The sequence below is a fragment of the Alteromonas sp. PRIM-21 genome, from assembly GCF_027563165.1.
Taxonomy (GTDB): Bacteria; Pseudomonadota; Gammaproteobacteria; order Enterobacterales; family Alteromonadaceae; genus Alteromonas; species Alteromonas macleodii_A.
On sequence record NZ_JADOEK010000003.1, the window covers coordinates 25,071 to 50,144 of the forward strand.

Annotated in this window: 22 protein-coding genes; 11 read left to right on the forward strand and 11 right to left on the reverse strand. The window is 43.0% G+C overall.

Translation table 11 applies throughout. The annotated features are described in order from the left end of the window. Window positions 1-54 precede the first annotated feature (54 nt). Both IW644_RS06745 and hda read left to right on the forward strand, forming a co-directional pair. Window positions 55-1,452: a DUF2066 domain-containing protein gene (locus IW644_RS06745; RefSeq protein WP_269916976.1), complete on the forward strand. Its 1,398-nt coding sequence runs from the start codon at window positions 55-57 to the stop codon at window positions 1,450-1,452. Between the two features lie 6 nt (window positions 1,453-1,458). After that, entirely contained in the window at window positions 1,459-2,196 is a 738-nt protein-coding gene (gene hda / locus IW644_RS06750; protein WP_269916977.1) for a DnaA regulatory inactivator Hda, read from the forward strand. A gap of 33 nt (window positions 2,197-2,229) precedes the next feature. Here hda and IW644_RS06755 read toward each other — a convergent pair whose 3' ends face one another. The 3 genes from IW644_RS06755 to arsC all read right to left on the reverse strand — a co-directional run bounded on the left by IW644_RS06755 (window position 2,230) and on the right by arsC (window position 3,688). Then, the gene (locus tag IW644_RS06755; protein ID WP_269916978.1) at window positions 2,230-2,652 is read right to left on the reverse strand and encodes a DUF2069 domain-containing protein; all 423 of its coding nucleotides are present in this window, start codon (window positions 2,650-2,652) and stop codon (window positions 2,230-2,232) included. Between the two features lie 74 nt (window positions 2,653-2,726). Further along, window positions 2,727-3,335: an NAD(P)H:quinone oxidoreductase gene (gene wrbA / locus IW644_RS06760; protein WP_269916979.1), complete on the reverse strand. Its 609-nt coding sequence runs from the start codon at window positions 3,333-3,335 to the stop codon at window positions 2,727-2,729. Beyond that, the gene (arsC, locus tag IW644_RS06765) at window positions 3,335-3,688 is read right to left on the reverse strand and encodes an arsenate reductase (glutaredoxin) (protein WP_269916980.1); all 354 of its coding nucleotides are present in this window, start codon (window positions 3,686-3,688) and stop codon (window positions 3,335-3,337) included. The genes wrbA and arsC overlap by 1 nt, the downstream gene beginning before the upstream one ends. Before the next feature lie 217 nt (window positions 3,689-3,905). Between arsC and IW644_RS06770 the strand changes: the two genes are divergently transcribed. Further along, entirely contained in the window at window positions 3,906-4,421 is a 516-nt protein-coding gene (locus IW644_RS06770) for a TlpA family protein disulfide reductase (RefSeq protein WP_269916981.1), read from the forward strand. A gap of 54 nt (window positions 4,422-4,475) precedes the next feature. Here the strand turns inward: IW644_RS06770 and IW644_RS06775 are convergent, their stop codons facing one another. After that, window positions 4,476-5,939 (reverse strand): M48 family metalloprotease, encoded by a 1,464-nt coding sequence (locus IW644_RS06775; protein WP_269916982.1) that lies wholly within the window; start codon window positions 5,937-5,939, stop codon window positions 4,476-4,478. A 412-nt stretch (window positions 5,940-6,351) separates the two neighbouring features. Between IW644_RS06775 and IW644_RS06780 the strand changes: the two genes are divergently transcribed. Then, window positions 6,352-7,425 (forward strand): AI-2E family transporter, encoded by a 1,074-nt coding sequence (locus IW644_RS06780; RefSeq protein WP_179983560.1) that lies wholly within the window; start codon window positions 6,352-6,354, stop codon window positions 7,423-7,425. Between the two features lie 67 nt (window positions 7,426-7,492). Here IW644_RS06780 and bcp read toward each other — a convergent pair whose 3' ends face one another. Then, window positions 7,493-7,957: a thioredoxin-dependent thiol peroxidase gene (gene bcp / locus IW644_RS06785; protein ID WP_118494502.1), complete on the reverse strand. Its 465-nt coding sequence runs from the start codon at window positions 7,955-7,957 to the stop codon at window positions 7,493-7,495. Continuing rightward, window positions 7,935-8,498, reverse strand: a complete 564-nt coding sequence (locus tag IW644_RS06790) for a glycine cleavage system protein R (protein ID WP_269916983.1) — start codon at window positions 8,496-8,498, stop codon at window positions 7,935-7,937. Before IW644_RS06790 ends, bcp begins: the two co-directional genes overlap by 23 nt. Before the next feature lie 178 nt (window positions 8,499-8,676). Here IW644_RS06790 and dapA point away from each other — a divergent pair, with 178 nt between their 5' ends. The 5 genes from dapA to IW644_RS06815 all read left to right on the forward strand — a co-directional run bounded on the left by dapA (window position 8,677) and on the right by IW644_RS06815 (window position 15,063). Then, window positions 8,677-9,561, forward strand: a complete 885-nt coding sequence (gene dapA / locus IW644_RS06795; protein ID WP_269916984.1) for a 4-hydroxy-tetrahydrodipicolinate synthase — start codon at window positions 8,677-8,679, stop codon at window positions 9,559-9,561. A 12-nt stretch (window positions 9,562-9,573) separates the two neighbouring features. Beyond that, complete coding sequence (gene bamC, locus IW644_RS06800; protein WP_269916985.1) at window positions 9,574-10,677, forward strand: outer membrane protein assembly factor BamC; 1,104 nt, start codon at window positions 9,574-9,576, stop codon at window positions 10,675-10,677. A gap of 12 nt (window positions 10,678-10,689) precedes the next feature. Next, window positions 10,690-11,403, forward strand: coding sequence for a phosphoribosylaminoimidazolesuccinocarboxamide synthase (gene purC, locus IW644_RS06805; protein ID WP_179983555.1), 714 nt, complete (start codon window positions 10,690-10,692; stop codon window positions 11,401-11,403). Window positions 11,404-11,586: 183 nt separating this feature from the next. After that, window positions 11,587-12,453: a DMT family transporter gene (locus IW644_RS06810; RefSeq protein WP_269916986.1), complete on the forward strand. Its 867-nt coding sequence runs from the start codon at window positions 11,587-11,589 to the stop codon at window positions 12,451-12,453. A gap of 255 nt (window positions 12,454-12,708) precedes the next feature. Continuing rightward, a complete protein-coding gene (locus IW644_RS06815; protein WP_269916987.1) occupies window positions 12,709-15,063 on the forward strand; it encodes a sensor domain-containing phosphodiesterase in 2,355 nt (784 codons plus the stop codon). A gap of 39 nt (window positions 15,064-15,102) precedes the next feature. Here the strand turns inward: IW644_RS06815 and IW644_RS06820 are convergent, their stop codons facing one another. Next, window positions 15,103-16,200, reverse strand: a complete 1,098-nt coding sequence (locus IW644_RS06820; RefSeq protein WP_269916988.1) for an NADH:flavin oxidoreductase — start codon at window positions 16,198-16,200, stop codon at window positions 15,103-15,105. A 389-nt stretch (window positions 16,201-16,589) separates the two neighbouring features. Between IW644_RS06820 and IW644_RS06825 the strand changes: the two genes are divergently transcribed. Next, window positions 16,590-16,832: a DUF2164 domain-containing protein gene (locus IW644_RS06825; protein ID WP_269916989.1), complete on the forward strand. Its 243-nt coding sequence runs from the start codon at window positions 16,590-16,592 to the stop codon at window positions 16,830-16,832. A gap of 109 nt (window positions 16,833-16,941) precedes the next feature. Here the strand turns inward: IW644_RS06825 and yfaE are convergent, their stop codons facing one another. The 4 genes from yfaE to ubiG form a co-directional block, all read right to left on the reverse strand. Then, complete coding sequence (gene yfaE / locus IW644_RS06830) at window positions 16,942-17,214, reverse strand: class I ribonucleotide reductase maintenance protein YfaE (RefSeq protein ID WP_269916990.1); 273 nt, start codon at window positions 17,212-17,214, stop codon at window positions 16,942-16,944. Between the two features lie 12 nt (window positions 17,215-17,226). Then, on the reverse strand, window positions 17,227-18,357 hold the full coding sequence (nrdB, locus tag IW644_RS06835; protein ID WP_269916991.1) for a class Ia ribonucleoside-diphosphate reductase subunit beta: 1,131 nt from the start codon (window positions 18,355-18,357) through the stop codon (window positions 17,227-17,229). A 126-nt stretch (window positions 18,358-18,483) separates the two neighbouring features. Continuing rightward, complete coding sequence (gene nrdA / locus IW644_RS06840; protein ID WP_269916992.1) at window positions 18,484-20,805, reverse strand: class 1a ribonucleoside-diphosphate reductase subunit alpha; 2,322 nt, start codon at window positions 20,803-20,805, stop codon at window positions 18,484-18,486. A 547-nt stretch (window positions 20,806-21,352) separates the two neighbouring features. Then, window positions 21,353-22,057, reverse strand: coding sequence for a bifunctional 2-polyprenyl-6-hydroxyphenol methylase/3-demethylubiquinol 3-O-methyltransferase UbiG (ubiG, locus tag IW644_RS06845; protein ID WP_269916993.1), 705 nt, complete (start codon window positions 22,055-22,057; stop codon window positions 21,353-21,355). A 302-nt stretch (window positions 22,058-22,359) separates the two neighbouring features. Here ubiG and gyrA point away from each other — a divergent pair, with 302 nt between their 5' ends. Beyond that, window positions 22,360-25,074 (forward strand): DNA topoisomerase (ATP-hydrolyzing) subunit A, encoded by a 2,715-nt coding sequence (gene gyrA / locus IW644_RS06850; protein ID WP_269916994.1) that lies wholly within the window; start codon window positions 22,360-22,362, stop codon window positions 25,072-25,074.

A 25,074-nucleotide genomic window follows, 5' to 3' on the forward strand; every position in this document is an offset into this window, starting at 1 on the left:
TTGGCTCATGATTGGGTAGGTAAGGAATTGATTTTTAGAGAGTATGGAGTGTCAATGTTGACGGCAGTAATGCGTAACACCAATAAGGCAAATAAGCAGAGAATAGGTTTGAAACGAATACTGTTTGTCTCTCTTTTTGCAATACTTAATTACAGTGCAAACACGCACGCCGCTCAGCGCGTTGTTGTTAATGAAGCGCAAATTCAAGTTGAAGATCAAACTCAGCGCACTCAGCAAACAGCGCTCAAAAAAGCGCTCAAGCAAGTATTCATTAAAATGTCGGGCAGTACGAGTGTACTTGACAACCCTGGTGTCAGAGCGGCATTAACATCGCCTCAGTCGCTACTTCGTTCATATCGCTTTGCGTTTGATAACAACAGAACCTATTACATTGCTGAATTCGATCAGGCGAAACTTAATGAAATTTTGCAGCGAGAATTGCTTCCGCTTTGGGGAGACAGACGCCCAGAGACTATAGTGTGGCTGGCACAAGAAGACGAGAACGAAACTCGTACTATTCTTGACGAATCACTCGATACTGAACTTCAACGCGCACTTAAACAAACGGCTAAAGAGCGTGGTGTACCTCTCAGCCTTCCTCTAATGGATTTAACAGACAGCGTTAATATATCTACCTATGATGTGTGGGGACGATTTGCTGAGCCGCTGCGTAAAGCTTCTATGCGTTACAGCGTCGATAACATTATCGGTGCCAGGGTATATCGCAATGACCCAAATTCAATACCAGATTTACCCGAAAACGTTGTGGCCTCTGGTACCGTTAAGTCTTTAGATAACGTGCTTAATGAAGAAGCTCAGGCTGAGCGCTACGACGATCAACTAAACGATTCAGCTAACGCTGAATCGAACCCGTCACAAGGTAATGGTGATAGCCCAATAAACGTGAACGCCGCTCTTACTGGTCAGCCTAGTGAAAATGTTGAAGAAATATCGCCTACAGGGCAACTCGCAAACACAACGGAACCATTCACTATGGACGAATTTGCGAATTACGCTAAAAGAGCAGACGAGGGCGACTTCGCGCTGGATTGGATTTTTATTGGCGGTGGTAAAGTAAGCTACGGCAGCATCTATGGAGATTCACCGGAAGATTTGGGCAATGCACTGGTAGACGCGTATTCAAACTATTTGTCATCGCTTTATGCGGTTGTGGGTATTGAGGAGTCTGAACGAGAGGTGATTACAGTCTCAATCGCCAACGTTGGTTCCATTGCAAGCTATGCTAGTGCCACAGACTATTTGAACAGCTTAAGTGTTATTGAAAACGCAACCCTCGTTGAGCAATCGGGTACCGTGGCTACTTATTCGTTAACGTTAGTCGGTACGGTTGACGATTTACTTAACAGCGTCAAGTTAGAAAACAAACTACGCCCAGTAACCGACGCCTACGGACAAACCGTTGACGAAAACAGTTTCTATTGGAGCAACTAAATTAGCATGCAGCTGCCTTTGCCTGTAACGTTACCTGTAGACGAAAACTTCGATAGTTTCGTTTCTACGGGTAACGAAGAAGTGGTTTCAGTGCTTGAGCAGATTTCAGAAGCGCTACCGCTTTGGCGAGATGCCTCGAAATTAAGCGCTTTAGCTTCATTGCAACTTCCATTACTTACCTTATTAGGCAGCAGTGCGGTTGGTAAAAGTCACTTGCTTTTTGCCACCTGTCATCAGTTAGCGGGCAGATCGGTCAATCACCTGTACTTAAATCTTAATGACTTTAAAGCGTGGTCTTTAGATATCTTCGAAGGTTTGGAAAACTTGTCGCTGATAGCGTTAGATAACATACACGCCATAGCGGGTGATAAGCGCTGGGAAGAAGCGCTGTTTGATTTATTCAATCGCGTTATGGAAGCTAAACAGGCCATGGTGATTTGCACCAGCCATTTAGGTCCATCAAACCCAGCATTCGTGCTACCTGATTTGCGTTCCCGCTTGGCATGGGGCGTTATTTATCATGTTAATCAGCTTGATGATAGCGGACGTGAGGAGGCGGTACGCCTGCGCGCTGAAGAGCGGGGCCTTAAGCTTTCAAACCAAGCGCTTCAATTTCTTTTACACCACAGCGAGCGGGATTTAAAAAGCCTGATGTCTTTGCTAGCCCGGCTAGACACCCGCTCACTCCAAGAGCAGAAACGCCTGTCGGTGGGCATGGTTAAGCGCGAGCTTAACCTAAATTAGCAAAGCGCGAGCTTAACCTGATTTAGCTAAGCGTTACTGATGCCCTTGCTCAAAACGCGCTTTTTCTTCTTTCATTTCTTCTTTAAGCTTTTTAATGCCTAATCCTAGCTCGCGACCACGTTTTCTGGCGAAGGCGCTGCACCCAACGAACATGCCGGTACACAAAATAATTTCTACTACCGCATACCAGCGTTCAGCAGGCACGGCGTAGGCAACGGTACATCCGTGAATAAGGTAAAATAAGACAACAAAATTTGCCCAAGCGTGAGTATATGGCTTGCCTTTCAATACACCCCAATAGGGTAACAATAAGGGTAAAATATAAAACAGGGCAATAAATACTGGGGAGTAAGTATGCTCTTTAGTAAATGTAAATTGCCAAAGCGTTATCCATATAATTAGCCCAGTGTGACTGATAAGTGCTAGATAGCGAAAGAAACGCGTATCTGGTGCCATGTTTATTCTCCGAAGAAATCAGGTTTTAATATTTATCTAAACGTTGTGTCTATTCGCGTTTGTTGTATCGCCAATCAATCGTTATTTGCTAGTCTTTTCGCAAACGTAGCCAGGCGCTTACCTTGAGCAAAACACAGCGCTTTTTCATCTGCGCTCAATTGTTGTGGAGCACTTAAACTGTGGTGCGCGACATGTGTTACGCCATAGGGGCTACCACCCATGGTTGTATTGTGCAGTTCTGGCTCGCTGTATGGAATACCGCAAATTACCATACCGTGATGGATAAGCGGTATCATCATAGACAACAGCGTGGACTCTTGGCCGCCATGCATAGACGATGACGAAGTAAAAACGCAGGCCGGTTTATCAATCAATGCGCCCTTCAACCACTGGCTACTTGTTGAGTCTAAAAAGTGTTTAACCGGCGCGGCCATATTGCCAAAGCGAGTAGGGCTACCAAGGGCCAACGCGCTACATTGCTCAAGTTCCTGAATTGTAACCTCAGGGACTGTACTAGAAGCAACATTTGAGACATCTTCAGACGTGCTGCTCAATTCGTTAATACTTTTAACTGTGCGCACTATAACCGGCACATATTGTGACGATATTCCCTGGGCGATAGCATCGGCTAAACGCTTGGTGCTGCCATGTCGGCTGTAATAAAGTACAAGAACGGGTTGCACTACAAAATGTCCAATACCGATTCAGGCGGTCGACCTATACGTGCTTTCTCGCCTTTAATAACAATTGGGCGTTCGATTAGCTTAGGCGTCTGAGCCATGGCATCAAAAAGTGCTTCATCAGACAATGCTTCGTCCCCTAAATTAGCGTCTTTGTACTCTTTCTCTTTTGTACGCATCATATCCCTAACCGATTCAAGGTTAAGTTTTTTAAATATCGCTTTAAGCGCTTGGACATCTAGGGGATGTTTTAAATATTCAACCACAACTGGCGCTTCACCTTTTTCTTCAAGTAGCGCAAGCGTTTGTCTGCTCTTAGAACAGCGTGGATTATGAATAATAGTAATATCTAACATATAAGCCCCTTTTTAAGGTTGTTACGTTTGGCGCGAACTATTGCGTTTTTGCTTCTTAATATCAAGCAGTTTAGGCCTAGTTATTAATAAAGTGCGCAATATACCTCTGCATCGCGCCTAATCAACGAGGTGTTTAACAAGTAGTATTTTAAAATCTGTTAGAGAAGGGGAGAAGAATCTGGCACTATGACTAAAACAAATATAATTAGAGGGTTGCATGTCGTTCTCACCTTTAAATAGCAATGTGGGCAAAACTAATCCGCTACTTCTTATCACTCTTTTTATTACAGCGTCTTTAGCTGGGTTCTTTACTTATCAGAGTCTTCAGAATGACTTTGAAACCTTGGATGGGCAAACATATAGCTGGAACGGTCTTAAAGGACAGTGGGTAATTGTGAACTACTTTGCGCCTTGGTGTGCGCCATGCCTTCGCGAAATGCCTGAATTAGCGTCATTTCATCAATCTTTACCTAGCGGTACGCAGCTATTTGCAATTAACTACGACCCCAAAACAAAAGCTGAATTGACAGCAATGTCAAAAAAATACGGCATTGCTGTGCCAGTTATTGTTAGTTCTTCCGATACTAAGCTACCCATGGCTAAGCCTCCATATTTACCTGCCACTTTCATTGTGGGCCCAGATGGAAACATCAAAGATACGATAATGGGTGAAGTGACAGCTGACGGCTTGCGCCAGCGCCTTAATCAACTAAAAAGCGCTGAGCGAGATTAAGTCAACAGTGTATAGAAAAACGGTAGCGCTGTACGCTAACACACTATAAACGCACTATAGCCGTTCTAATCGTTCTTCCTGGTCGCGAAACTGCTTTATGCGCGCCCTAATCCGTTGCTTTGCAAGGTGATTATCACCGGCAAAATTGTAAGCATATTGAAGTTCATCCACCGCGCGATTGTATGCGCCGTAAAGGGCATAGACCTCCGCTTTGCTTTGGTGCATTTGGGAGAATTGCTTAGCTTTTTGATACGCTTCACTCATCAATTGGTGGGCTATTTGATAATCTTTTCTAACCAGTAGAAAATCCTTAAGCAACGAAATGGCGTCATCATACTTCTGTGCACTGATATAGGCGTTCGCCTGATTTAGCGCAAGAACCTGATTTCTCGGGTTATGTTGAACGTGAGGCGCTAGCATTTCTACCGCTTTTAAAGGTTGTCCTAAAGAGATGTAAATATCAGTCATAGCATCGAGATAGAAAAGGTTATCTCCGTCGCCGGCAATAAGCTTATCCATCACTTTTTTTGCTTTATCAATTTGTTCGTTTCGCATGTAGGCGAGAGCTAAACCGTAAAGCGATGCTTCTTTACTCCGCTGAACATCTTGGTTTACCGCTGCTTCAAAATACTCCAATGCGTAATCTGCTTTAAACGAATAACGCGCCTTTATTCGTGCTTTCGCTAATTCAAATTGTTTGTTAATGGGTAGATAACGTCTGGGATAATCCCCAGCGCGGTTCCTTGCATCAGCAATACGGGTTTCAGTTAGGGGGTGAGTTAGAAGTCGTGCAGGCGGTCTAGAAACCATACGGTATTCTTCTGCCATTGTAGAAAAGAAGGAGGCCGCAGCGCTTGGATCAAAACCAGCTCTTGCCAGCATAGCAATACCGATTCGGTCTGCTTCTTGTTCATTTGTCCGTGTATAGTCAATTTGAAGCTGAGCCGATGCTGCAGAACCTGCCTGCATGGCCGCAATGCCTGCTTCAGGGTTAGCCATAGCAATGAGTACGCCACCAATAAGCGAAGCCAGTGCTAAAGGCGATGAGCGTCGTTGAGCTTGCATACGCCGTGCAATGTGGCGCTGCGTAACGTGTGAAATTTCGTGAGCAAGTACTGAAGCCAGCTCGCTCTCGTTTTTAGCTCTACGCATTAAGCCCGTATGTACGCCGATATGACCACCGAAAAATGCGAAAGCATTTATGGCGTCGTTGTTAACCCAGAAAAACTCGAAGGGGAACTTTGCATTGTCGGCGTGGACAACTAAACGATTGCCTACATCTTGCAAATACTCGTCCAACACTGGGTCTGAGATAACCGGGCTTTGCCCGCGCATTTGGCGCATTACGGCATCGCCTACGATCATTTCCTTATCAAGTGATATAGCGTCTGAAGCAACCACACCTATCTCAGGTAGTGCATTTTTATTGCTGTAATTGGCATCTTGTGCAACAGCCGTTAGGCTCGATGTGAGCACAAAGGAAAGGGCAACCAAAGATGCTGAAAAATGTTTTCTCATGAACCTACAATTATTGTACATGTTTAATACTGCATAACGCTTAGAGCACTAAGTTGCTAAACAGTTTCAAAATTTATTATTTTCTTATATCTACTTTTTCAGTAGACCAAATTTAAAATTTAGCGTTGTTTTACTAACACGAGTCAGACAAATACTAGAGCGAATCTCCAGAAGTTATCTAATTTATTCACACGCTTCTGACTATTTCAGCCAAACGCTTCGCAGATATTACGACACGTTGACCTAGTTTAATTAACAACTATCTACACTCTCACTCTACACGCTAATAGTAATACTGTAAAAACATCATACCAGTTTGATTTTGAAAGATTCTTAACTACTACTTATTGCTAATTGCTAGTGCTATCAACTATGATGCGTGTCCTATTCTTGGTTATTTCTAGGCGTTTCTATGATTAGCGTTTTTGGTCGTTGGTACCGACGCAAATTTTCCGATCCTGATGCGGCAATGCTGCTCATTTTGATTCTTTTAACCACAACAGTGTTGCTATTGTGGGGCGAGCTAATTATGCCTGTACTGGTTGCAGCGGTTATTGCTTATCTGCTTGACTGGCCAGTAAGTCGTTTAGTGAGTGTTGGCGTTAGTCGCACTTTGGCATGCGGCGTGGTAATGCTCGGATTTATCACTATCACTATTTTAACCTTGATTGGATTGGTTCCAATTATCTCAAAGCAGAGTGTGAATCTTATTCAAGAAACACCGTTAATTTGGCAAAAAGCCCAGGAATGGATCTTAACGCTTCCTGATAAATACCCAGATTACGTACAGGTGTATCAAATCCACCAGATGATGGAAGGCTTAAATGAAAAGCTAGTAGAAGTAGGAGAAACCCTGATTTCCGCTTCGTTCAGTAATATCGCCAATTTAGCCGCACTGCTCGTTTATATGGTGCTGGTACCCTTGATGGTATTTTTCATGCTGAAAGACAAGCTTTTCTTTCTAGACAGCATTTCTCGTTTATTGCCAAAAGAACGTCGCTTAATTACCCAAGTGGGTCACGAAATGAACTCTCAAATCGCTAATTATATACGCGGAAAAGTGATTGAGATTATTATCGTGGGTGTAGTGAGCTGTGTGACCTTTGTTCTTATGGACTTACGTTATGCCATTTTGCTTGGCGTTTTAGTTGGCTTTTCTGTACTCATTCCCTATATCGGTGCTGCAGTGGTCACAATACCCGTGGCAGTTGTTGCAATGTTTCAGTGGGGAATATCACCAGAGTTTTGGTATCTAATGATAGCCTACGGCATTATTCAGGCATTAGATGGTAACTTATTGGTGCCGTTATTATTCTCTGAAGCGGTTAGTCTTCATCCGCTTTATATTATTGTTGCTGTTTTAGTCTTTGGTGGCCTTTGGGGCTTTTGGGGCGTGTTTTTCGCCATACCACTTGCTACGTTGGTAAAAGCTGTGGTTACTGCGTGGTCAAGTAATCCTGTTGCAATTCCCGAAGAGGCAAAGTAGCTAACACTAAGTATAAAAAAGCCCCGATAACTGCACGTTATCGGGGCTTTTTTGTTATGTAAGAAATTTAGCTGTTCAGGTAATCAAGAACAACTGTGTGGTGTTCTTTTGTTTTGAATTTATTGAAAACATGCTCAATTACACCGTTCTCGTCAATCAAGAAAGTTTGACGGTGGATGCCATCATATTCTTTACCCATGAACTTTTTAGGCCCCCACACACCAAATGCGTCGGCAACAGCATGGTCTTCATCAGAAAGCAGGGTGAAATTAAGGTTTTCTTTTTCTATAAACTTAGGCAGTCGCTTAACCGCGTCTGGGCTTACACCTAGTACAACCACGTTCTTCGCGGTTAGTTCGTCGTTAACATCACGTAATCCCTGTGCTTGAGTTGTACAGCCTGGCGTCATTGCCTTAGGGTAAAAATACACGAGTACTTTTTTACCTGCGTAATCAGTTAAAGATACGGTTTCGTCATTTTGGTTCTGCAATGAGAATTGTGGAGCTTTATCACCAGCTTGTAACGTTTTCATTGGGATCCTTCTTGTGTTTGTCTACTACTTTGCCTGTCACGTTTAACGATTTGAACAGGGACATTAGATCAGATTCTAAAATATCGATATTTTCATCTGAAGTAAGCGAAACAATAAATTTGCATCGCATGTTGTCTTTACCAGTGGCTTTGTCTTTGTAGGTACGCTGTCTAAACGCACTAATCATGGCATCTCGCTCTGCGAAAAAGCCCGTAACGGCTTTAATCAAGCCCGTTTCGTCTTCACCACTAAATTCAACATTAAAGAGGTGTGCGAGATTTTGCTTTTCATGGTGACTCGTTCGCTTCATCATCGACAGCAAATCAAGGCGCTGAAACAATGCTGGTAGTATGCACTCGGCTTTTGTAATAGCAGTTTGAGTTCCCTCTATGATCATAGTCAACGAGAACTCTTTGCCATATATAGCTTGCCTGCTATCTAAAATATTGCACTGAGCTTCTGATACCGTTGTTGCAATTTCGCTTAGGATGCCAGTGTTGTCTGTACCTAAAATGGTAACGATAAGTTGTTGTTTCGACATCTACTTCACTTCAATGGTAATAATGTCGGGATGTTAGCACAGAGTTTTTTTAGAAGTCAGCGCCTTTTTCCCGCCTTTGAATAAGATATTGTCAAATTCTTGTCATTTTACATGCGCTATTACTTGTGTTTAAGCACTGACATAATTACCATGTGCGCTCACATTTTGCGGAGAGATTATGTTTACTGGTAGTTACGTAGCACTCGTCACGCCGATGCTCGAAAACGGCGATATCGATTACAAGTCTTTAGAGAAACTTGTGAAGTTTCATGTAGAGCAGGGCACTCATGGTATTGTGTCTGTTGGCACTACAGGTGAGTCAGCAACACTACCGTTTGATGAACATATCAACGTGGTTAAAGAAACAGTAGCAATGGCATCAGGTGCTATCCCTGTTATTGCTGGAAGTGGTGCAAACTCTACTGCCGAAGCGATTTTTCTTACCGAGCAATTAGGTGCTACAGGTATTGATGGTTTCTTAAGCGTGGTACCTTACTACAATAAGCCTCAACAGGCGGGTATGATTGCCCATTTCAACGCCATTGCCGATGCTAGCGACTTGCCTGTGATCCTATACAATGTTCCGGGCCGAACCGTAGCTGATATGCTTCCAGAAACCGTTGCAGAATTATCTACCCACAAAAATATTGTTGGTCTTAAAGATGCAACTGGTGATATTGCTCGATTAAAAGAAACCCAGCCTCTTGTTCCGGAAGACTTTGTTATTTTAAGTGGCGACGATGGCACAAGTGCTGAATTCATGTGCGAGGGCGGGCATGGTGTCATTTCAGTTACCGCTAACATAGTACCTAAAGCTATTGCACAAATGTGCGAAACTGCCCTCAATAAAGATTTCGATAAATGTCGAGAGATCGACGAAACAATCAAGCTATTGCACAGTGAGCTTTTCATTGAACCAAACCCTGTAATGCCTAAGTGGGCGTTATACAAAATGGGAATGATGAAAAGTGCTGTTATGCGATTACCTATGGTTTTACCGGAACTATCAAGCCAAAAACGTATCGAAGAACTACTAAAAAAATACGCATTGATTTCTGGTTAATAAGGAATACAGATGAAAAGAACGCTGGCTATAGCAAGTTCAGTAGCGATGGTTGCACTTGCAGGTTGTTCAAGCCAAATAGATAGAAAGACCGCTTCTGGTAGTTACGAGTACTTAAAAACTAAAGAACAAAAGACGTTAGAAGTACCCCCTGGCTTAGATGCACCTACCTTTTCGAGAGACTTTGCTTTACCTGAGATAGGCAAAGAAGCAGACACGTCGCTAGTAGGTAAGAACTTGATGGTTCGTTCTCCTGCGTTGGTTCTTCCTTTAGTTACTGGCTCTCACGTGGAAGAAGGTAAGAGCTCAGCAACGATTTGGTTTGACCAAGTTGATGATAGCCAACCGCTAAGCCAAGCAATCTGGAACTCATTATTAAGTTTCTTAGATGAGCAGGGAATAGGTGTAGATAGCTTTAGCCCGGAAGATAAAGTTTTGATCACTGATTGGATGGTCATGACAAAGGAAATTGATGGTCCTTGGTATAGCTTTATCGACGAAGAGAGCGAGATAGGTCGCCGTTTTGAATTCAGCCTGGATGTCAAACCTCATGGTCGTAGCGCTGCATTGACGGTTGATTTAAAAGACTACATGCAAACCGTTGGTAACGACGTAGTTGCAGACGTTTCTTCTTTGGAAGAGCGTCGCGAAGAAGTTGAAGTATTAAACCAGGTTATCGGTCATTACGAATACCAAATTCAGCTTGCTGAAACGCGAAGAATAGCGAAGATTCGACAAGGTATTAATACGGAAATGGGCTTTAACGATGACGGGGACCCAGCGTACATTGTAGAAGCGCAATATGACGTTGCTTGGCCAAGAATGCTTTTGGTACTTCGCAAACTTGGGTTTGATGTTAAAGATTTAGATAAATCAAATGGCCTGCTATTTATCACTTATAATGGTGACCAGGGTAGTTGGTGGGATGGTTTATTCTCAAGCGATGCTGAATTACTCGAAAAGGGTGATTATCGTTTGAAAGTTGCAAAAGCGGGTGCAAATCGCACATCAGTTACTTTCATGAACAATGAAAGTGTACCGTTTGAAGCAAATCAGGTTTCCGACCTATACAGTGCATTTGCTGAGGTCATGTCAGAAGATAACCTTGATATATAACTGAGACTGAGAATGGAAAAACGCGACGAGCTTTACCGCGGTAAAGCAAAAACTGTTTATTACACTGATGATAGCGATAAACTAATTCTTCACTTTCGAAACGACACTTCAGCGTTCGACGGTGAAAAAATAGAGCAGCTTGATCGCAAGGGTGAAGTAAACAACAAGTTTAACCACTTTATAATGACTAAGCTTGAAGAAGCGGGCATTGCAACACAAGTTGAAGCTTTAGTTTCTGATACTGAGTCTTTGGTTAAAAAGCTCGATATGATCCCTGTCGAGTGTGTGGTGAGAAACTTGTCTGCTGGCTCTTTAGTGCGCAGACTAGGTGTGGAAGAAGGTAAAGAGCTTAACCCACCTATTTTCGAGTTTTTCCTTAAAAACGATGCGCTTCACGACCCAATGGTGAATGATTACCATATTCTATCATTTGGCTGGGCTACAGAAGCACAAATTGCCGAAATGAAGGCACTAACCTTCAAAGTGAACAATGTACTTAAAGCATTGTTTGACGAAGCAGGTATGTTGCTTGTTGACTACAAACTAGAGTTTGGTGTCGACAAAGACGGCAACATCGTGTTAGGCGATGAGTTTACTCCTGACGGCTGTCGCTTGTGGGATAAAGAAACCCGTAAGAAAATGGACAAAGACCGCTTTAGACAGGGGCTTGGCTCGGTTGTAGAAACTTACATTGAAGTTGCTGAGCGTTTAGGTTTGTCTCTGTAGATACAGACCTGCTTGCAGTTTGAATAAAAGAGGACCTTCAGGTCCTCTTTTTTGTTTAAGCCTTTATGACTAACATTTAAAAGTTGGTTACTTGAAGAAAACCTTTTTAAGTTATTATTTTAACGATACATTCTTTGAAAGAATGAATATCTAGAAATAGAGATATGCGCAAAGGAGCGGTCATTGTTTAAAACACTTTCTTTAGTCACGGTAGCAATGGTTGCTTTTGCTGCAAATTCGTTACTGTGCAGAATGGCGCTGGCAAATACAGATATTGACCCCGCTAGCTTTACCGCGTTGCGCTTAATAAGCGGTGCATTAGCACTCACGTTATTGTCGCTCTTTTCTTTGCGAAAAGCACCAGGGGATTCAAGCCTTTGGGTTAACCTAAAAAGTAATGCAACCTTCCTCGGTGGCGCGTCACTGTTTTTGTACGCACTGTGTTTTTCATATGCCTATATTTCTATGGCTACTGGCACAGGGGCATTGTTGTTATTCGGCGCAGTTCAGCTAACTATGATTAGCTTCGGCCTAGCAAGAGGAGAACGGTTTAAGCGTTTTCAATGGCTAGGCTTTCTTTTAGCATTGGCAGGTCTAGTCATTTTATTGCTGCCGAGTGCATCGGCGCCACCGCTTCTAGCTGGCATAATCATGGTCACCGCAGGTATTGCGTGGGGGGTATATTCTCTATTAGGCAAAAGAAGCAAGTCTGCGCTATTTGCTACATCGGGCAACTTCATTTACGCATCTATTTTATGTATTCCCTTAGTTGGGTTTCTATTATCGCTCAATAGTCGTGTATTAGTGTTCGACAATACTGGCGCCTTATTAGCACTTGTTTCTGGCATTGTGGCATCAGGGTGTGGTTATGCAATTTGGTATAGCGTGCTGCCAGTTATTAAATCAACTACTGCTGCCACTGTTCAGTTAAGCGTTCCAGTAATCGCAACTTTGATGGGATGGGCTATACTTGGTGAACAACTTAGTATTCAGATTGTTATCGCTTCTGTCATGACGCTGGGTGGCATCTATTTGGTTATAAAAAGGTAGTTAGCCACGCGAAGGAAGATACGTCACCCTTTTGAATTACTCATATTTGAATTATGGTTTATCTACAGACTGTTCACACTCACAAGTTTTTTTGAAGAGGTGTAACGAGAGTTGCGCATCTTTGTAGACTAAAGAAAAATGTTATATTTCCATGCGTGATGCTAAAGTTCAGCGATTAACAATGTGTATATCGTTGGGCGCAAAGTGGCGAAATGAAACAGCGACTATTGGTGGAAAAGTTTATTGGAGCTTAGTGTGGTAGTTACAGGAGCATTATCTAACGAGCTCGAAAGAGTATCTGTTCTGAAAAGATTAGCGCTACTAGATACGCCCGACGAAGCGCGTTTTGACCGGATTACGGGTCTAGCAAGCAGTGTGCTTAATTGCCGATTCGCGACGATCACGTTAATTGATAGCAATAGACAGTGGTTTAAATCCTCAGTCAATCTTGAGATTAAAGAGTCCGCTCGCGATATTGCCTTTTGCAGCCACACCATTTGTGAAACGGACCCATTAATTGTTCCTGACACCCAAAAAGATCCGCGTTTTAAAGATAATCCGTTTGTTTTGGGTGAACCCCATATTCGCTTCTACGCAGGAATAAAGCTTGTTGTAGATGGCTGCGCTGTGGGTACTTTATGTGTGCTCGACACAAAGCCACATGACTTTAATGAAAGCCAACTTTTTCAGCTTGAAAAGCTAGCTGAGCTGGCAAACGAAGAAATTTGTAGAGAAGAACACACAGAGCTGTCAAAACAGATTACTGAGTACCAAGACCAACTCGAGCAAACGCAAAAACTTACGCGGGTTAGAAGTACTATTCTTGAAAAAGTGGTAAATGCAGAATCTCTTCACAGTGTACTTTTCGATATCGTTGATGCTATCGAAGGAGAATATCCGAATAAGCGCTGTAGTATTTTGCTGCTGCAAGAGGGCAAACTAAGAAAAGGTGCAGCGCCATCATTACCCGGTTTTTATAACGATGCCATTGACGGTCTTCAAATTGGTCATGGTGTAGGCTCTTGTGGCAATGCAGCAGCCACCAATAGCCCTACCGTAGTTGAGGATATTAGTACGCATCCCTATTGGGTTGGCTTCCACGAATTAGCAGCAAAAGCGGGGTTAGCGTCTTGCTGGTCTCAACCCATTAGAGGTGCAAATGGAAATGTAATTGGCACCTTTGCAATCTATCACAGTTACAAAGCGATACCGACCTCTGAAGAAGTTATTCTGATAGAGCAATTTGCCCATATTGCGAGCATTGCTATTGAAAGAGATATAGCAAACGACCTTATCTGGAAACAAGCCAATTTTGATACGCTCACTGGCCTACCAAATAGAAACCTAATGCTGGATCATCTCGACTTAGCGATTAAGACTGCTAATAGAGAAAACGATAAGGTTGCGGTGCTTTTCCTGGATCTCGACAATTTTAAGGATATAAATGACACGCTCGGCCACGATGTAGGCGATGAACTTTTAAAGGAGTGTGCTAAGCGTTTAGAGCACAGCGTACGCGCTAGTGATACAGTTGCTAGGCTGGGCGGGGATGAATTCGTCATCATTTTAAATAGCATCAATAGCTTAAGTTCAGTAGACGATATAATACAGAAACTGCTAGAAACGATAGCTGAACCCTTTTTAATCGATGTAGAGCAGGTGCATACAAGCGGTAGTTTAGGGGTGACCTTATATCCAGATGATGCTAATAACACTAAGGACTTGTTGAAGTACGCTGATCAAGCTATGTACAAAGCGAAGGCGTCGGGGAAAAATAGTTACAAATACTATACCTTAGACATGCATGAAGCGGCGGTAAAACGACTTTCTCTTTTAAATGATCTACGTTATGCCGTTAAAAACAATGAACTTTTCGTTGAATATCAGCCTATAACGACGCTCAGTAATGGTCAGATTTTAAAGGCGGAAGCCTTGCTTCGATGGCAGCATCCACAAAAAGGACGAATTCCGCCCGATGAATTTATTCCTTTAGCAGAAGAGTCTGGTTTAATTATCGAAATTAGCGACTGGGTTTTTGAAGAGGTGTGCAGGAATGTAAAGTATTGGCAGTCACATTATTGCCGTGATCTTCAAATAAGTATAAATACATCACCTTGCCAATATCTTCATCAAGAGTCGAATATTACGAGCTGGCTTAACAGATTGCTTGAGAAAAATGTTTCAGCGAGGTCTATTTTACTTGAGGTCACAGAAAACCTTTTAATGAAAGCTGACGAAGAGGTTTCTAAAAAGTTGTTTCAGTTTAGGCAAGCCGGTGTTGGTATAGCCCTTGATGATTTCGGTACGGGGTACTCTTCTATTTCTTATCTGAAAAAGTTTCCTACCGATTTTATAAAAATCGACAAAAGCTTTGTTAAAACCATGACAGACGTGAGTAACGATAAAGTATTGTGCGAAGCTATTATTATTATGGCTAAAAAGCTTGGAATTAAAGTAGTTGCAGAGGGCATTGAGACTCAAGAGCAGTTTGAGATCTTAAAAGCAATGAATTGTGACTATGGACAAGGGTATTACATAGCGAGGCCGATGGGGAAAGTTGATTTCGAATCCCTTTTAAAGGCAACTAGCACCGTGAGAAGTGCTAGTTGAGATGGTTACGCTGCACATCAGTGCAATTAGCTCATAAAACTAGGATAGTGTAGCTAGGGCTTTGCCAGAGTACTGTTCTAGTTCATCTGTTCGGTTTTCTTTAATCTTATTAGCCCAGTTGGGGTCTTGTAACAATGCTCTTCCAACCGCGACTAAATCAAATTCACCGGCATCAAGTCGCTCAAGTAAGTCATCAACAGCACGGGTACTTGAGTCTTGGCCTTTAAATGCGCCGAAGAAGTCATCATTAAGGCCTACTGAACCAACTGTAATTGTGGGTTTTCCAGTAATCTTCTTAGTCCAGCCTGCAAGGTTTAGTTCGCTGCCTTCAAACTCACTTTCCCAGTAGCGGCGTTGAGAACAGTGAAAAATATCTACGCCAGCATCACTGAGAGGAAGTAGAAACTGCTCTAGCTCCTGAGGTGTGTGTGCTAAGCGAGCGGTGTAGTCTTGCTGTTTCCATTGAGAATAGCGCAGCACGATGGGGAAATCGGGACCAGTGGCAGCGCGAATGGCTTTAATTATTTCCACCGCAAACCGACCGCGGTTTTCCATACTGCCGCCCCAGCTATCAGTACGCTGGTTAGTGCCTTCCCAGAAGAATTGATCGATGAGATAACCATGCGCACCGTGAATTTCTATCCCATCCATGCCGATAGCTTTGGCATCAGCTGCAGCTTGGGCAAATCCGGATATAACAGATTCAATGTGCTCGACTGTCATGGGTTCAGCACCCTGTTTACCAGGTTTGAATAGTCCCGATGGCCCAGCGCTTGGAAGCTCGGGGTAGGGGGCTTTTTCTGCAACGCGTGCCATACCCACGTGCCACAGTTGCGGCATGATTTTCCCGCCTACGCTATGAACGTCATCAACCACATTTTTCCAACCGGCTAAGGCTTCGTTTCCGTGAAATTGAGGGATGTTTGCATCCATAGTAGCGACTTTGTCGTTAACCGTAGTGCCTTCTGTAATGATTAAACCTGTGCCACCTTGCGCGCGGCGCTTATAGTAACCTGCCACATCACTGGTAGGTATTCCGTTAGGCGAAAATTGGCGAGTCATAGGCGCCATAACAATGCGGTTTGATAACGATAGGTTGCCTTGTGAATAAGGCTTAAACAGTGCGTTTGCTGCCATTTTTTATCTCTAAGTTTATAGTTTGTTTTCAGATATTACTGGCAAGGTAGGTTAAGTCAATTTTCAAATCTTGATAGTAAGACATAAGTAAAAGTGAAGTGCGATGTTAACTTAAGCGGGCGTTCTCATTAACTGGCTCAATGATAAGTTAGGAGCAAAGTCACACAGGTATGGTTATAAATGTGACTGTATAAACGTATACTGCGTAGGGCATTTTTTAATTAGACCGTTATGGTTACCGGTAACAAGTGGTTAGCAAACACGTTAGTATGCAAAATTATAAGCATGATAACGTTAAAGTGTCTTCAAACAGTTTGTCTTAACAAAAATGCTCTTAGCCAAAGACAGTAAAGTTGATGTTATTTACAAATAACAAAAGAGGAATGGTAATGAACGAAATCAAATTTACCCGTGAGGAAAAAGACGCATTGGTCGCTAAACTACAACGATACTGTGATGATGAGTTAAACGTGGAACTTGGCCAATTTGACGGAGAGTTTCTACTTGATTTTATTAGTAAGGAAATGGGCGCGTCGTTTTATAACAAAGGTGTAAATGACGCGAGGGCCGTTGTTGCATCGCGACTACAGGTTATTGATGAAGAGCTGTACGCCATCGAAAAAGTGCTTTAATACGAAATAGTGACGCTATGTGTCTTTTCCGCTCGTAATGATAAAAACAAAAAGCCATGGGAATATCCGACCAGAGTTATGCAGACTTTTAAACAAACATGCTAACAATCTAAAGCGGCACTTTTATTTTTAACGGGCATTTAGCCACACAACAACACGGAAGAATTTCGTCGTCGTCAATAAAGGCGAGTGGGTCAGTAGTGTATTCAACTTCCCCTTCAATAAGCTTTGTACGGCACGCACCGCAAAACCCTTCGCGACAGTGGTAGTGAATATTAACGCCCGCTGATTCAAGGGCGTTTAAGATAGTGATGTCAGAAGGGGCAATAATCGCCCCCACATCGACAACGTCGATGCGGAGTGATTTATCGTTACTGCTCATTAAGCTGGGGCGTTACAGCTCAAAATCAGCAAAGTCGTCTTCGCTTACTGCAGAATCTATTTGTCCAACTAAGTAAGAGCTGATTTCAGATTCTTGTGGTGCTACTTGTACATTGTCTGAATTTAGATAGTTGTTCATCCAAGGAAGCGGGTTGCTACTAATCTCAAATGGTGTATCTAGACCTATGGCAGACATACGTTGATTCGCAATGTACTCAACGTACTGGCAAAGAATTTCTTTGTTAAGGCCAATCATAGAGCCATTTTGGAATAGATAGTCAGCCCATTGCTTTTCTTGCTCAACCGCATTCATGAAGATAGCCCGGGCTTCTTCTTTACACTCTTCTGCTATTTGTGCCATTTCAGGGTCATCTTTACCCTTGGCCCACAAGTTTAGAATGTGCTGGGTTGAAGATAAGTGAAGGTTCTCATCACGGGCAATTAATCGAATGATTTTAGAGTTACCTTCCATCAACTTACGTTCTGCAAAAGCGAAAGTACAAGCAAAAGACACGTAGAAGCGTATTGCTTCAAGCGCGTTTACCGAGTTCATACACAGGTAAAGCTTCTTTTTAAGCTCGTACATATTAATCGTGTACGCAGTACCATTAACGGTATGAACGCCTTCACCTTGTGTTTGCCAAAGTTGGGTGGCAAAAATAAGGTCGTCATAATACTTCGAGATATCAGCGGCACGGCGCTTAATCTCGTCGTTCACTACGATATCTTCAAATATTTCACTTGGGTCTGAGAACAAATTACGCAAGATATGGGTATAAGAGCGCGAGTGGATAGTCTCAAAGAAAGACCATGTTTCAACCCATGTTTCTAACTCGGGTAGTGAGATAATAGGCAAGAATGCAATATTCGGGCTTCGACCTTGTACCGAGTCTAAAAGGGTTTGGTACTTAAGATTCGATATGAAGATATGCTTTTCTGGGTCGGTCAATTTTTGAAAATCGACACGATCGCGAGAAACGTCCACTTCTTCAGGGCGCCAAAAAAAGCTAATTTGCTTCTCAATAAGCTTTTCGAAGATGGCATGCTTTTGCTGATCATAGCGTGCAACGTTTACGGGGTTACCGAAAAACATCGGCTCGATCAATGGATTAGTACTTTGCTGATTAAACGTAGTGTATTTCATGATGGCCTAACTAAAAACTTAATGATTAACGCGTATTATTGTTTGTGTTCTTGCTGCGAAACGTTAATGGCAGGCGTAACCGTAAAATCCTTCTACGAACCTGCCATTTTTGCAAAAGGGCGTGTATTAAATTTTACACGCACCGCCTGCACAATCATCATCTTCCTCTACTACGACTTCTTCTTGACGTGGCATAGGCTCGTTTGCTTTAGCGTCTAACGCCGAGGTGTCTGAAGCACCGTCACGAGTGTTATGATAATAAAGTGTCTTAACACCAAGCTTGTAAGTAGTAAGAAGGTCTTTAAGCAGAAGCTTCATTGGGACCTTGTTACCTTCATAACGGCTTGGGTCGTAATTAGTGTTTGCAGAGATAGTTTGGTCGATAAACTTCTGCATGATACCCACAAGTTGCAGGTAACCATCATTAGAAGGGATATCCCAAAGTAACTCGTATTTATCTTTTAAAGTTTCGTATTCAGGTACAACTTGCTTAAGTACACCGTCTTTACTCGACTTAATGCTGATAAAACCACGTGGCGGCTCAATACCGTTGGTCGCATTAGAGATCTGAGAAGATGTCTCTGAAGGCATTAATGCAGACAGTGTAGAGTTGCGTAGTCCGTGTGTTTTAACTTCTTCACGTAATGCATCCCAGTCGTAATGAAGCGGTTCATTGCACACGCTATCAAGGTCTTTCTTGTAGCTGTCAATTGGCATGATGCCTTGCGAGTAGGTCGTTTCGTTAAACTTAGGACACGCACCTTTCTCTTTAGCCAGGTTGTTCGACGCTTTCAGTAGGTAGTACTGCATTGCTTCAAACGTGCGGTGGACTAAACCGTTCGCGCTGTGGTCTGAATATTTAACGCCGTTCTTAGCAAGGTAATAAGCAAAGTTGATAACACCCACACCCAGAGTACGACGGCCCATAGTTGCGTTATACGCGGCAGGAACAGGGTAGTCTTGGTAATCAAGTAGATTATCAAGAGCGCGTACAGCAAGATCGGCAAGCTCTTCAAACTCATCAACTGACTCAATTGCACCTAAGTTAAATGCAGACAGCGTACAAAGGGCAATTTCGCCATTTTCGTCGTTAACGTGTTGAAGTGGTTTAGTCGGTAGCGCAATTTCAAGACACAAGTTGCTTTGACGAACTGGCGCAACTTCTGGGTTGAATGGGCTATGCGTATTACAATGGTCAACGTTTTGAAGGTATATACGACCTGTGCTTGCGCGCTCTTGCATGAACAAGCTAAACAGTTCCATAGCTTTAATTTGCTTCTTACGGATGCTGTCGTCGTTTTCGTATTTAACGTATAGCTCTTCAAACTTGTCTTGATCGGCGAAGAACGCATCATAAAGACCTGGTACGTCAGATGGGCTAAATAATGAAATATAGCCATCTTTCATCATGCGTTGATACATCAGTTTGTTGAACTGAACACCGTAGTCTAAGTGACGTACACGGTTTTCTTCTACACCACGGTTATTCTTAAGCACTAGTAGAGATTCTACTTCCATATGCCAGATAGGGTAGAACAACGTAGCAGCACCACCACGAACGCCACCTTGTGAACAGCTTTTTACTGCGGTCTGGAAGTATTTGTAGAACGGAATACAGCCAGTGTGGAATGCTTCACCACCGCGAATAGGGCTACCCAGTGCACGAATGCGCCCTGCGTTTACACCGATGCCCGCGCGTTGGCTTACGTATTTAACTATCGCGCTTGCCGTTGCGTTAATTGAATCTAGGCTGTCGCCTGTTTCAATAAGTACGCACGAGCTGAATTGACGCGTAGGCGTTCGTACGCCGGCCATAATTGGGGTAGGTAGCGATAGCTTAAACGTTGATGCAGCATCGTAGAAACGACGGATGTAATCCATACGCGTCGCTTTGTCGTAATTTGCGAAAAGACACGCTGCTACAAGAATATAAAGGAACTGTGCACTTTCATAAATTTCACCAGTAACACGGTTTTGAACTAAATACTTGCCTTCAAGTTGTTTAACCGCAGCATAGCTGAAGTTCATATCGCGCCAATGGTCAATATAGGTTTCCATCTCTGCGAATTCTTCAGGCGTGTAGTCTTCAAGTAAATGCTTGTCGTACTTTCCTAAATCTACCATTTTTTCAACGTGTTCAAGTAACGCTGGCGGCTCAAATTGTCCGTACGCTTTCTTACGAAGATGGAAGATAGCCAAGCGCGCTGCCAAGTACTGGTAGTCTGGCGCATCAGTAGAGATCAGGTCAGCCGCTGACTTAATCAGTGTTTCGTGGATCTCGCTGGTATTAATGCCGTCATAGAACTGAATTTGCGCTTTTATTTCAACTTGTGAAACAGAAACGTTGTTTAATCCTTTGGCTGCCCATGTAACGACTTTGTGGATTTTTTCTAAGTCGATGGACTCTTTTTCACCGTTTCGTTTGGTGACGAATAAGTTGTTGTTCATGTTACTGGCCGTTTGTCTGTTAGCGCTTGATGCGTGGGCTATCTATTGCCCATTTTCGTTTTAATTTTAAATGCGTATGTTGTTAATGTTGTTGGCTCACGCCAGTTAAAAACACACACAAAAAGCGGCCTAAACTAATACCAAGAAGTATTGTAGTAGAGACTGCTCATTAAATTCTTTACTGCTTTTTTGTTTTCAGCGAGATTATTGTTTCAAACTATCAATGGTGTCCCAGAGACAGTTTGTCATTAGTTGAGATCCCGAAAAATTATTGGTGGGATCCCGTGCTGAATTAAACACAAGATAGTGAGGTTTTGTCTTGATTGCAACCCAATATCTGGTGGTATTTCAAGCACTCAATCTGGCATGAAATTTATGTTAGTAACAACTAACTTTTTAGCGTTCTACAAGCGTAAAATATCTGGAATGCAAGCGTTTTAAACAAAATCTTAAGTATAAAAATTAATTTATTCTTAGAATTCAATTTTTATACAGACACGATATATGGTGTTTAAAATATCACCGCAGCCCAACATATAGTGTTAAATTAACTTTGCGCTACTGTATATAGTAAGTAGTTTACGTCTACATTATTAGACGAAAGATAAAAGCCTTGAGAAATCGGGTCCATATGCAAACCTGTCATATCGCGAGGCAACAAACCTGCTTGATCCGTCATCGCCATAAGTTCAGAAGGCTTAATAAACTTACCGTGATCGTGCGTACCTTTAGGTACTAATTTCAGAATGTATTCTGCGCCAAGGATCCCCATCAGATATGACTTCAGGTTTCTGTTCAGTGTAGAGAAGAAAACATGGCCGCCAGGTTTTACTAACTTCGCGCAGGCCATAACAACAGAGGCAGGGTCGGGCACGTGCTCTAACATCTCCATACAAGTTACTACATCGAACTTACCTGCGTTTGCTTCAGCAAATGCTTCAGCCGTTGAGCAGACGTAGTCAACTTTAACCCCAGACTCTAAACCGTGAAGTTTGGCCACTTCTAACGACGCTTCAGCCATATCTAAACCTGTTACTATTGCACCAGCACGGGCCATAGATTCAGCGAGAATGCCGCCACCACAACCTATGTCCACGACTTTCTTATCAAATAACCCTTGGCTATGTTGATTAATGAAGTCTAGTCGCAGTGGATTAATAAGGTGTAGTGGCTTGAATTCGCCTTCTGGATCCCACCAGCGAGACGCAAGTTCAGAGAATTTATTGATTTCTTGTTGATCGACGTTCGTCATTAGTAAAACAATCCTTAACCTATCTCTTTTTAAGATATCGTAAATTCAGGTTGTGTTTCACTGTTTTTAAACAGAAATAGCTAAATTATACGAAGGGATGAGCGAAAAATAATCGCTTGCCTTTTAGTTGATTAATAAGCGTAATTAAGCGCTACATAATTCTGTCATCAAGTGGTACACTCGAAGCACGATTATGACCCACATAATAACAACAGTGCGCTCCCAAGCCTTGCTTTCACAATGATGTGAAGTAAAGCGCTGGATAACGCAGAACAAACCAAAATAAAGGGATTAAGCAGTTTATGTCTGATAACGCTAAAGAAATCCTCCCCGTTAATATTGAGGAAGAGTTAAAGAACTCCTACCTTGATTACGCGATGAGCGTTATTGTCGGGCGAGCCTTGCCTGACGTAAGAGATGGCTTGAAGCCAGTGCACCGTCGCGTGCTGTTCGCAATGAACGAACTGAAAAACGACTTTAACAAGCCATACAAAAAATCTGCCCGTGTGGTAGGTGACGTAATTGGTAAATATCACCCTCACGGTGACTCTGCGGTTTACGACACTATCGTTCGTATGGCCCAACCGTTTTCACTGCGTTACATGCTGGTTGACGGTCAAGGTAACTTTGGTTCTGTAGACGGCGACTCTGCCGCTGCGATGCGTTATACCGAAGTTCGCATGGCGAAAATTGCGCACGAATTACTTGCCGATTTAGATAAAGAAACCGTTGATTTTGTACCTAACTATGACGGTACTGAATTCATCCCTGAAGTATTACCAACTAAGGTACCTAACCTTTTAGTTAACGGTTCATCAGGTATCGCAGTTGGTATGGCGACAAACATACCGCCGCATAATCTGACTGAAGTGATCAACGGCTGTGTTGCCTTAATTCAAGACCCATCAATTACCATTGATGATTTGATGACGCATATTCCTGGTCCTGATTTCCCAACGGCAGCGATGATCAGCGGTCGTAAAGGTATCGAAGATGCTTACCGCACCGGTCGCGGTAAAATCTATCTTCGTGCTAAAGCGGAAATTGAAACAGACAACAACGGTAAAGAAACCATTGTTGTTAACGAGATTCCTTACCAAGTTAACAAAGCACGTCTTATTGAAAAGATCGCTGAACTGGTAAAAGAGAAGCGTATTGAAGGTGTTTCGGCACTGCGTGATGAGTCTGATAAAGACGGCATGCGCATTGTTATTGAAGTTAAACGTAACGAATCTGCCGAAGTTCTGCTTAACCATTTATATGCGAATACACAGCTTCAAACGGTATTCGGTATCAATATGGTTGCGCTAGACAATGGTCAGCCTAAAGTATTTAACCTTAAAGAAACGCTTGAAGCCTTTATCCTTCACCGCCGTGAAGTGGTAACACGCCGTACTGTATTTGAATTACGTAAAGCCCGTGACCGTGCCCACATCCTTGAAGGTTTGGCAATTGCGCTTGCTAATATCGACCCAATTATTGAGTTGATAAAAGCATCGCAGAGCCCTGCAGATGCGAAGAAATCGCTTGTTGCACAGGGTTGGGACTTAGGCGACGTAGCGCAAATGCTTGAGCGCGCAGGCGATGACGCTGCGCGCCCTGACTGGTTAATGCCAGAATTTGGTATCCGCGACGGCAAGTACTACCTAACGGAACAGCAGGCGCAAGCAATTCTTGACCTACGCTTACACAAGCTAACGGGTCTTGAGCACGAGAAGATCCTTGAAGAATACAAGCAACTTCTAGAGCTAATCGCAGAACTTCTTCACATCCTTAATAGCCCAGAGCGTTTGATGGAAGTGATTCAAGAAGAACTTGAAAAAGTTCGCGATGAGTTTGGTGACGAGCGTCGTACTGAAATTACCGCTGCAAGCCACGATATAGATATTGAAGATCTAATCGAGCAAGAAGACGTTGTTGTAACGCTTTCTCGCGAAGGTTATGTGAAGTACCAGAAGCTTACAGACTACGAAGCACAACGTCGTGGCGGTCGTGGTAAGTCTGCAACTAAGATGAAAGATGAAGACTTCATCGAAAAGCTTCTTGTTGCGAATACACACGATCACATATTGTGCTTCTCAACTCGTGGCCGCTTATACTGGTTGAAAGTGTATCAATTGCCGTTCGCTAGCCGAAATGCGCGTGGACGCCCAATTGTTAACATTCTTCCGCTTGAAGAAAACGAACGTATTACTGCTATTCTTCCTATTAAAGAATTCGAAGAAGGCAAGTTTGTACTTATGGCAACGGCAAACGGTACAGTTAAAAAGACTGACCTAAGCCTATACTCTCGCCCTCGTTCAAGCGGTATTATTGCTGTTAACCTAAATGAAGGTGATGAGCTAATTGGTGTTGATATTACCCACGGTGATGACGACATCATGTTGTTCTCTGACGCGGGTAAAGTAGTTCGCTTTAACGAGAAGCTTCGCGACAGCGAAACCGGTGAAGTGAAACGAGACCCAGAGACGGGTGAAGAACTTCTTGCACTTCGTCCAATGGGACGTACTGCAACAGGTGTTCGTGGTATTCGTCTTCAAGATGGACAAAAAGTGGTATCACTTATTGTTCCAAAAGGCGATGGTCCAATCCTGACAGCAACAGAAAATGGTTTCGGTAAGCGTACACCGCTTGAAGATTACCCTGCGAAGAGCCGTGCGACACAAGGTGTTGTGTCTATCAAGGTGTCTGAGCGCAACGGTAAAGTAGTTGGCGCTGTGCAGGTAGACGAAACCAATGAAATTATGCTTATTAGTGACCAAGGTACACTGGTTCGTACTCGTGTAGGCGAAGTGTCAGTAGTAGGCCGTAACACACAGGGCGTTCGCTTAATACGCACAGTAGAAGGCGAGCATGTTGTAGGGTTACAGCGTATTGAAGAAGTGGCAGAGTTACAGGAACTCGATGAGGACGGTAACCCAATCATTTCAGAAGATGCGCCAGAACAAGCAGAAACTGCTGTTCAAGAGCAAGAAAACACCGCAGAAGACGGTGATAGCTCAACGACAGAAGAGTAG

Bases quoted from the DNA above. Each gene is read 5' to 3' on its own strand.
- ubiG (WP_269916993.1), bottom strand. From the start codon at position 22,057: ATGACGAACGTCGATCAACAAGAAATCAATAAATTCTCTGAACTTGCG.
- arsC (WP_269916980.1), bottom strand. From the start codon at position 3,688: ATGTTAGATATTACTATTATTCATAATCCACGCTGTTCTAAGAGCAGA.
- IW644_RS06770 (WP_269916981.1), top strand. From the start codon at position 3,906: ATGTCGTTCTCACCTTTAAATAGCAATGTGGGCAAAACTAATCCGCTA.
- purC (WP_179983555.1), top strand. From the start codon at position 10,690: ATGGAAAAACGCGACGAGCTTTACCGCGGTAAAGCAAAAACTGTTTAT.
- IW644_RS06775 (WP_269916982.1), bottom strand. From the start codon at position 5,939: ATGAGAAAACATTTTTCAGCATCTTTGGTTGCCCTTTCCTTTGTGCTC.
- IW644_RS06825 (WP_269916989.1), top strand. From the start codon at position 16,590: ATGAACGAAATCAAATTTACCCGTGAGGAAAAAGACGCATTGGTCGCT.
- nrdA (WP_269916992.1), bottom strand. From the start codon at position 20,805: ATGAACAACAACTTATTCGTCACCAAACGAAACGGTGAAAAAGAGTCC.
- nrdB (WP_269916991.1), bottom strand. From the start codon at position 18,357: ATGAAATACACTACGTTTAATCAGCAAAGTACTAATCCATTGATCGAG.
- IW644_RS06745 (WP_269916976.1), top strand. From the start codon at position 55: ATGTTGACGGCAGTAATGCGTAACACCAATAAGGCAAATAAGCAGAGA.
- yfaE (WP_269916990.1), bottom strand. From the start codon at position 17,214: ATGAGCAGTAACGATAAATCACTCCGCATCGACGTTGTCGATGTGGGG.
- bamC (WP_269916985.1), top strand. From the start codon at position 9,574: ATGAAAAGAACGCTGGCTATAGCAAGTTCAGTAGCGATGGTTGCACTT.
- hda (WP_269916977.1), top strand. From the start codon at position 1,459: ATGCAGCTGCCTTTGCCTGTAACGTTACCTGTAGACGAAAACTTCGAT.
- gyrA (WP_269916994.1), top strand. From the start codon at position 22,360: ATGTCTGATAACGCTAAAGAAATCCTCCCCGTTAATATTGAGGAAGAG.
- IW644_RS06820 (WP_269916988.1), bottom strand. From the start codon at position 16,200: ATGGCAGCAAACGCACTGTTTAAGCCTTATTCACAAGGCAACCTATCG.
- bcp (WP_118494502.1), bottom strand. From the start codon at position 7,957: ATGAAAACGTTACAAGCTGGTGATAAAGCTCCACAATTCTCATTGCAG.
- IW644_RS06790 (WP_269916983.1), bottom strand. From the start codon at position 8,498: ATGTCGAAACAACAACTTATCGTTACCATTTTAGGTACAGACAACACT.
- dapA (WP_269916984.1), top strand. From the start codon at position 8,677: ATGTTTACTGGTAGTTACGTAGCACTCGTCACGCCGATGCTCGAAAAC.
- IW644_RS06755 (WP_269916978.1), bottom strand. From the start codon at position 2,652: ATGGCACCAGATACGCGTTTCTTTCGCTATCTAGCACTTATCAGTCAC.
- IW644_RS06780 (WP_179983560.1), top strand. From the start codon at position 6,352: ATGATTAGCGTTTTTGGTCGTTGGTACCGACGCAAATTTTCCGATCCT.